This is a genomic window from Fibrobacter sp. UBA4309 (assembly GCF_002395745.1).
Taxonomy (GTDB): domain Bacteria; phylum Fibrobacterota; class Fibrobacteria; order Fibrobacterales; family Fibrobacteraceae; genus Fibrobacter.
In genome coordinates this window covers 1-6,084 of sequence record NZ_DGUN01000063.1, presented here as the reverse complement: position 1 = coordinate 6,084, position 6,084 = coordinate 1, and the positions used below count along the sequence as shown (strand labels likewise).

The 6,084-nt window shown below is 54.7% G+C and carries 7 protein-coding genes and 1 pseudogene; 3 read left to right on the top strand and 5 right to left on the bottom strand.

What is annotated here, in order from left to right:
* Positions 1 to 104 precede the first annotated feature (104 nt).
* Entirely contained in the window at positions 105 to 677 is a 573-nt protein-coding gene (locus B3M32_RS09175) for a hypothetical protein (RefSeq protein WP_290745743.1), read from the top strand.
* A gap of 12 nt (positions 678 to 689) precedes the next feature.
* Positions 690 to 1,460, top strand: coding sequence for a thioredoxin-like domain-containing protein (locus B3M32_RS09170; protein WP_290745740.1), 771 nt, complete (start codon positions 690 to 692; stop codon positions 1,458 to 1,460).
* An 18-nt stretch (positions 1,461 to 1,478) separates the two neighbouring features.
* On the opposite strand, the gene B3M32_RS09165 is transcribed toward B3M32_RS09170, so the two are convergent.
* Positions 1,479 to 1,838: a hypothetical protein gene (locus tag B3M32_RS09165; protein WP_290745737.1), complete on the bottom strand. Its 360-nt coding sequence runs from the start codon at positions 1,836 to 1,838 to the stop codon at positions 1,479 to 1,481.
* A gap of 31 nt (positions 1,839 to 1,869) precedes the next feature.
* Here B3M32_RS09165 and B3M32_RS09160 point away from each other — a divergent pair, with 31 nt between their 5' ends.
* The gene (locus tag B3M32_RS09160) at positions 1,870 to 2,400 is read left to right on the top strand and encodes a hypothetical protein (RefSeq protein WP_290745734.1); all 531 of its coding nucleotides are present in this window, start codon (positions 1,870 to 1,872) and stop codon (positions 2,398 to 2,400) included.
* An 80-nt stretch (positions 2,401 to 2,480) separates the two neighbouring features.
* Here the strand turns inward: B3M32_RS09160 and B3M32_RS09155 are convergent, their stop codons facing one another.
* From B3M32_RS09155 to B3M32_RS09140, 4 genes and pseudogenes are all read right to left on the bottom strand, one after another.
* The gene (locus B3M32_RS09155) at positions 2,481 to 3,704 is read right to left on the bottom strand and encodes a formylglycine-generating enzyme family protein (RefSeq protein WP_290745731.1); all 1,224 of its coding nucleotides are present in this window, start codon (positions 3,702 to 3,704) and stop codon (positions 2,481 to 2,483) included.
* A 22-nt stretch (positions 3,705 to 3,726) separates the two neighbouring features.
* Positions 3,727 to 4,560: a diadenylate cyclase CdaA gene (gene cdaA, locus B3M32_RS09150; protein WP_290745728.1), complete on the bottom strand. Its 834-nt coding sequence runs from the start codon at positions 4,558 to 4,560 to the stop codon at positions 3,727 to 3,729.
* Positions 4,547 to 5,461, bottom strand: coding sequence for a dihydropteroate synthase (gene folP, locus B3M32_RS09145; protein WP_290745725.1), 915 nt, complete (start codon positions 5,459 to 5,461; stop codon positions 4,547 to 4,549). The genes cdaA and folP overlap by 14 nt, the downstream gene beginning before the upstream one ends.
* A pseudogene (locus B3M32_RS09140) lies at positions 5,461 to 6,084 on the bottom strand (hypothetical protein); the annotation flags it as partial. The gene folP and the pseudogene B3M32_RS09140, both read right to left, overlap by 1 nt.

Here is a 6,084-nt window from a genome sequence, read left to right as displayed (position 1 = left end):
TTCCGCTGGATGGCGGCCCACGCGATGCGTAACGAACTGATGGACGCCATGCTCAATGACGGTTACAAGTCGCTGGGCGAATACGACGACCGCAATCCTAAAAAGTGAAACGCGTACTGACAATAATCTGTTTTGTCGTGCTTGCGGCTGGCGTGCTGCATGCCAAGGACTTCATGGGCATACCCATCGAAGAGTCCGCGGCAGTGGCCGGACGCCCGTTGCCTACCTGGATTGTGGGCGGTGGAGGCTTTGCCCGGTATTACCTGGCCTCCGTAGACGGTGGGTTCACTCTGATGGGCGATTTTCGTTTCCATAAGCATCATTCTGTCGGTGCCTTTGGGCAAATTCACTTGCGCGACGATATCTCGGAAGTGGGGTTGGCCTACAGACTCTATTTTTCCGGGCTCCTGATGCAATCCGGCCACGATGATTTCTTGCTCTTGGGGCCTTCTTGCCTGTTTATGGAAAAGAGCGACGGGACGTACCATCCGGTTGTCGTCACCTTCGGTTACGGGCGCGATATCCTCTTTTTCAAGAATGCCGACCTTCTGGGGAGAATCCAGTTGAGCGGGAGCTATATCATAGGGGAGCCCGTTTCCAGAAAGAACAGCAGGATATATATGGAAGAAGAGACCCATTTCCTGGTTTCGCTGAATTTCTCGTTATTGTTCTTCTAGAGGTAATGGATTATGTCTAAACTTAAACTGTTTGCTGCTACTTTGTTTGTACTCGGCTGTATTCCTGTTTTTGCCGCCCCGTGGCTCGGGGTGACGTTCAAGAAGTCTACCTTCGAAAATCATCTAGCCCTCGATGTCAAGGGCGTGCATCCGGGTTCCGGGTGCTTTACCGCGGGGGTCGTCTCGGGTGACAAGATAATCGGTTTTGCGGGGAAGCCCCTGGCGGACATGTCGCAGATTACTTCTGTCATTGGTGGCAGCAAGGTCGGCCAGACGGTCGCCATCGAGGTGCTGCGCGAAGGCAAGAAGATTCCCATGAAAATCAAGCTGACGGAACGCCCGGACGACATCAGCAGCCTTACCGGGTCGGCAATCGGCAGCAAGATGGCGGAATTCGGCAAGAATTTTTATCAGAATGCTGACAAGCGCAAGGCCAAGCCCAAGGCGACTTTACTTGATTTCTGGGCGACATGGTGCGGTCCGTGCCGAAAGACCCTGCCTATCCTGGAAAGCATCTATGCCAAGCTGGGCAGTCAGGGCCTCGAAATCATCGGCATTGCCGACGAGGACCTGAATACGCTGAACGCCTTCTACGAACGCCAGCACCGTTCTCCGTATCCGCTGTACAGGGACGCGACCAAGGAACTGTGGCGCCGTTACGGAATCCGCTCGGTGCCGACGCTCATGCTGCTCGACAGCGAGGGCTATATCAAGGGCGTATGGAGCGGCGTACCAAACCAAAAAGCTCTTGAACAGATCGTTCAAGAGACAATGGCTCAGTAAAACTGAAGTGGCTTTGGGTTAATCCTGGCCGATCTTTTTCTGCGTGGCGAAGATTTCGTCGTACTGGCTCTTCGAGATACGCTTGTATCCGGTAGTAATGGAGCCGAATTCGTAGTAGGCGGAGTCGCCCTTGACCCTCATCACGTATTCCATGTCGAGAGAGTTCTTGCCGCGGAGCGCACCGTCAGAAACCTTCGCGGAGAGGTCGCCGTTGATGTTGCGGATGATGTAGTCGGTGCCGTTTTCGGTAAGGACCTCGAATATCATATTCGCTTCGCCTTGCCAGTAACCGACGTAGTTTGCCGGTTTGTCATCGCCACAGGCGACGAAAATGAGTGAAAAAAGAGAGAGAGCTGCAATAGTGATAATCTTCTTCATGCCCTTAAAATAGTTATTTTTTGTTTCGAAGATGAAATATTTGTACCTCGTTGCTCCGATTCTTGCGATTTTGGCGATTTTTACTGTATATTTTCTTATACAAACGAATCGGCGGCCTGTTCCGCATTATGAACCCAAGGTTCAGGAAGAAGTCATTTTCGATGCCGAGGAATACCTGCGCCAACTCAAGAAGGACCACAAGCCCTTCGGCAAGAGCGGCGTGCACAGACTCTTGCTAAAGCGCACGAGGCAGAAGGCGGGTGTGTACCTGGAGAGCCTGGAACCCGCGCTGGATACGATTGGTCTCGAGATCGTGAATGTCTACCATTCGGTAATGGGGTTCGAATATGTGCCCGTGATTACGAGCGGCAACGACTGGCCTTACCACGCAAAGAAATCCAAGCACTACGAGAACAAGGCGCTCGATTTCCGCATCAAGTTCCTGCTACCCGAAGAAAAGAAGAGCGTCGTCGAGCTTGCCACGAAGAAACTGGAAGGCCGAGCCCGCGTCATCTGGGAAAAGGGTGAGGCCGAACACCTGCACGTGGAATTACTTGATTGAGGATTGATGATTGATAATTGATAATTGAGGATTTTACATCATCCATCATCAATCATCAATTATCCATTATATGTTTCGCGTCACTTGCAGCAGCGGAACCCGACGCTCGGGTACTGGTTTTGCGGGTAGAAGCTGAACTTGCTTTCGGTGCACTGGCTTCCGTTGTTCGTATTCCAGGCACCGCCTGCCACGAGGAACATGTTCGGGTGGTCCTTGCTTGCCGAAGCGGTCCATTCCCAGAGGTTCCCGTTCATGTCGTACATGCCCCACCAGCTACGGCACTGTTCCTTGCGGCCGCTTCTCTTGGCGGCCTTGGTGTTCGTGTTGCACTTGTTCTGCTTGTAGCTGTCTCCGTAGGAATAGCGGGTCTTGTCCTTGCCTCGGCATGCGGCCTGCCATTCGTCGATAGTGCAGAGATGTTTCCCGGCCTGTTCGCAGAGGCTTACCGCCTGTTCATGGCTGACCATGTCGCGCGGATTCTCGTCGGCAGTGTTCGGGTATTCGTAGGCGTCCACGCAGACGGTTTTTGATCCGACGGGAACGGGGTAGGCGTTCTTGCCGCAGATATTGTCGCTGGCCATGTCGTATTTGGCTTCTTCCCAGGCGCTCCTGTTGCCGACGGAGTCCTCGGCCTGGAAGAATACACTTCCGGTCTTGTTGTAGTCAATGGCCTTTGAAGCCTCTTGCGGGTGCAGCGTGTCGCCGACGGAAAGGTAGGTCTTGCACTTGATTTCGTCACACTTGACCTTCAGCTTGATGGGGTCGTAGTAGCGTCCGGCGGGCGGGGTGATTTCGGCGTTGGGCGGCACCTGGTCGGCGGCGCGGATGCTGTCCTGGATTCGTTTCTTTTCGAGCGAATCGGCTCGGGCCCTTTCAATGGCGGCCAGGCTGTCCGCAATATGCTTGAGGCTGTCTTGGCGGGCCTTTTCTATGGCTGCGAGGCTGTCGCGCACGTGGCGGATGCTGTCGCGGTTCAAGACAGGCTTGGGCGTCTTGTCGACCGTGTCGAGGGCGGCAAGCGAATCGGCGATGCGGATGCTGTCGGCAATGCGCGCCGCTTCCAGTGCGGCGAGGCTGTCGGCTCTCATCTTTTCAAGGAGCTTGAGGCTGTCGAGGATATGCTTCTGGCGAATTTCCAGTTCAGTCCTTTCCTGTTCGCGCAGGGCGTCCTGTTTCATCTTGTCGAGCTGGCACTGCACAATAAAAAGGCAAAGCAGCAACAGGAACATGATGATGAGTACGGCAATGTTCCTTTTTTTGCTTTTCGAGGTATTTTTGTTACTTTGTTCGTTATTTTGGCTCATGGCAGTATAAATCGGGGTTGGACTATTCTTCGGAAGTTAGCTTTTCGCGGGTGACGACGGTGTCGTCGTGGAAAAGTTCCGCCCAATGGCGCTTGATTTCGGCTTCGAGTTCCTTGATGCTGAGCTTGCGGCGCAAGCTGTTGCGGTAGGCGATGGATATGCCGCCCGTTTCTTCGGAAACGACAATGACCATGGCGTCGCATTCGGCGGCCAAAGCCTTTGCCGCCCTGTGACGCATGCCGTAGCCCGCATCGCCTTCGATGTTGCCCGTAGGCATCGGCAGGATACAGCCCGCGGCGACAATGTTCTGGCAGTTCACCAGCACGGCACCGTCATGGAGTGCGGAATTGGGGAAAAACAATGCGCGGAGCAGGCGGGAACTGATCTTGGCGTTCAAGATTTCGCCTGTTTCTTCGTAGTTGCGGAGTCCCACGCGCTTTTCGAGAACGATCAACGCGCCGACACGGTTCTTGGCGAGGTCCTGTACGGCAGACGTGATAGATTCAGTTACTTCGTCGAGGCCGCTGGAATGGAAGAACAGCTGGCGTAAATCCGCCCTGCTTATGGACTGGCCGATGCGTGTCAGGGCGCTTCGGATTTCGGGCTGGAACAAGATGACCAATGCGACGATACCGATACCGGTGAGGTTGCTCAACAGCCAGGTGATGCTCCGGAGTTCCCACCACTGGGCGATAAGCCAGGCGAGAATCAGCAGGAGGCCGCCCACGATCATCTGCACGGCACGTGTCCCGCGGAACAGCAGGAACACGTAGTAGAGGATGATGGACACGAGGAGCACATCCAGGATGTCCGCCATTCTTACGTCAATGACGTCGAAAAGTTTAAACAGTACCATAAGACCTCAGCGCCTCCAGGTAAAGTATAGATTCTTTTGCCTCGCGGACATCGTGCACACGGATGATACTTGCGCCTCCGAGGGCCGCTACGATGCCTGCCGTGACTGTCGGGATAAGCCTGTCGCTGTTTTCGAGGCCGGGCATTTTCCCGATATAGGACTTTCTCGATGTCCCGATAAGCACCGGATAGCCGTCATTCAAGAAGGCGTCGACGGATTTCATCAGTTCGATGTTGTCCTGGGCGGTTTTTCCGAAACCGATGCCCGGATCGATGCAAATTTTCGATTTTTCTACACCCAGGGCTACCAGCTTGTCTACTTGGACGAGCAATTCTTCGCGAACTTCCTGCACCACATTTGCGTAGGGTTTGAAATCCTGTTGCATCTTGCCGAATGAACCGCGCATGTGGTTCAGGACGACAGAGGCTCCGGTATCTGCGACGGTGCCGGGCATTTCAGGATCCATGGTGCAGGCACTGATGTCGTTGATGATATGCGCGCCGAGGCGCATGCTTTCACGGGCGACCTTCGCCTTGACCGTATCTACGGAGATGTAGAATTTTCGGTTGCCCGGGTTGTCCAGGTCTTCGGAGATGTTCGAAAGCTGTGCGAGGGCTTCGACAACGGGGCATACGCGGTCGAGTTCTTCCTGTTCGCTGACAGGCTCGCTTCCCGGACGGCTGCTTTCGCCGCCGATATCGAGAATCGTCGCTCCCTGCCGCAGCAGGGATACCGCATGCTCGTATGCGGCGTCTGGCGTATTGTGCTTGCCTCCGTCAAAGAAACTGTCCGGGGTCACGTTCACGATTCCCATGACAAGAGGCATCGACTCCGTCGGGATAAGGTCGCTTCCGATTTTCCACGGCAAGGCACGGTTACTGTCCAGATAATCCTTCAGCATCAGGCTTGCGGGTCCTTCGATTCAATTTCTGCAGACGAAGAGATCCCCGCGGCTTCGGGCTTCGATACGACAGGCGTTTCGCTTGTCACCGGAGCGATTGGCGGCTGCTTGCCCGGGTCGGGCGGGGGAGTCTCTTCTTTCTTTTTCTTCTCGGCCATCTCTTCAAGAGCCTGGTACTGGCGGCTCTTCTTGGTGCCGGTGAGCTTTTCGCCCGCCATGACCTTGTCGATTTCTTCGCGGTCAAGCACTTCGAATTCGAAGAGCGCTTCGGCGAGATCCACGAGCTTGTTCTTGTTCTCTTCGAGAAGCTTGCGAGCGGCCTGGTCCATGCGCTTGATAAGCCCGTTGATGGCGTTGTCGATTTTTTCGGCCATCATCTCGGACATTTCCTTGGGCTTGCTGATTTCGCGTCCCAGGAACACTTCGCCATCGGCACGGCTGTAGCATACGGGGCCGATATCTTCGTCGAATCCCCATTCCGTGACCATCTTCCTTGCGAGTTCCGTAGCGCGCTGGATGTCGTTAGATGCTCCCGTGCTCTGGTGGTTGAAGAAGATGAGTTCGGCGAGACGGCCGGACATCATGATCATGATGCGTTCTTCGGCGTATTCGCGGCTGTAGCT

Excerpts from the sequence above, each read along its gene's own strand:
- B3M32_RS09170 (WP_290745740.1), top strand. The coding sequence starts at position 690 with ATGTCTAAACTTAAACTGTTTGCTGCTACTTTGTTTGTACTCGGCTGT.
- B3M32_RS09165 (WP_290745737.1), bottom strand. The coding sequence starts at position 1,838 with ATGAAGAAGATTATCACTATTGCAGCTCTCTCTCTTTTTTCACTCATT.
- B3M32_RS09160 (WP_290745734.1), top strand. The coding sequence starts at position 1,870 with ATGAAATATTTGTACCTCGTTGCTCCGATTCTTGCGATTTTGGCGATT.
- B3M32_RS09155 (WP_290745731.1), bottom strand. The coding sequence starts at position 3,704 with ATGAGCCAAAATAACGAACAAAGTAACAAAAATACCTCGAAAAGCAAA.
- cdaA (WP_290745728.1), bottom strand. The coding sequence starts at position 4,560 with ATGGTACTGTTTAAACTTTTCGACGTCATTGACGTAAGAATGGCGGAC.
- folP (WP_290745725.1), bottom strand. The coding sequence starts at position 5,461 with ATGCTGAAGGATTATCTGGACAGTAACCGTGCCTTGCCGTGGAAAATC.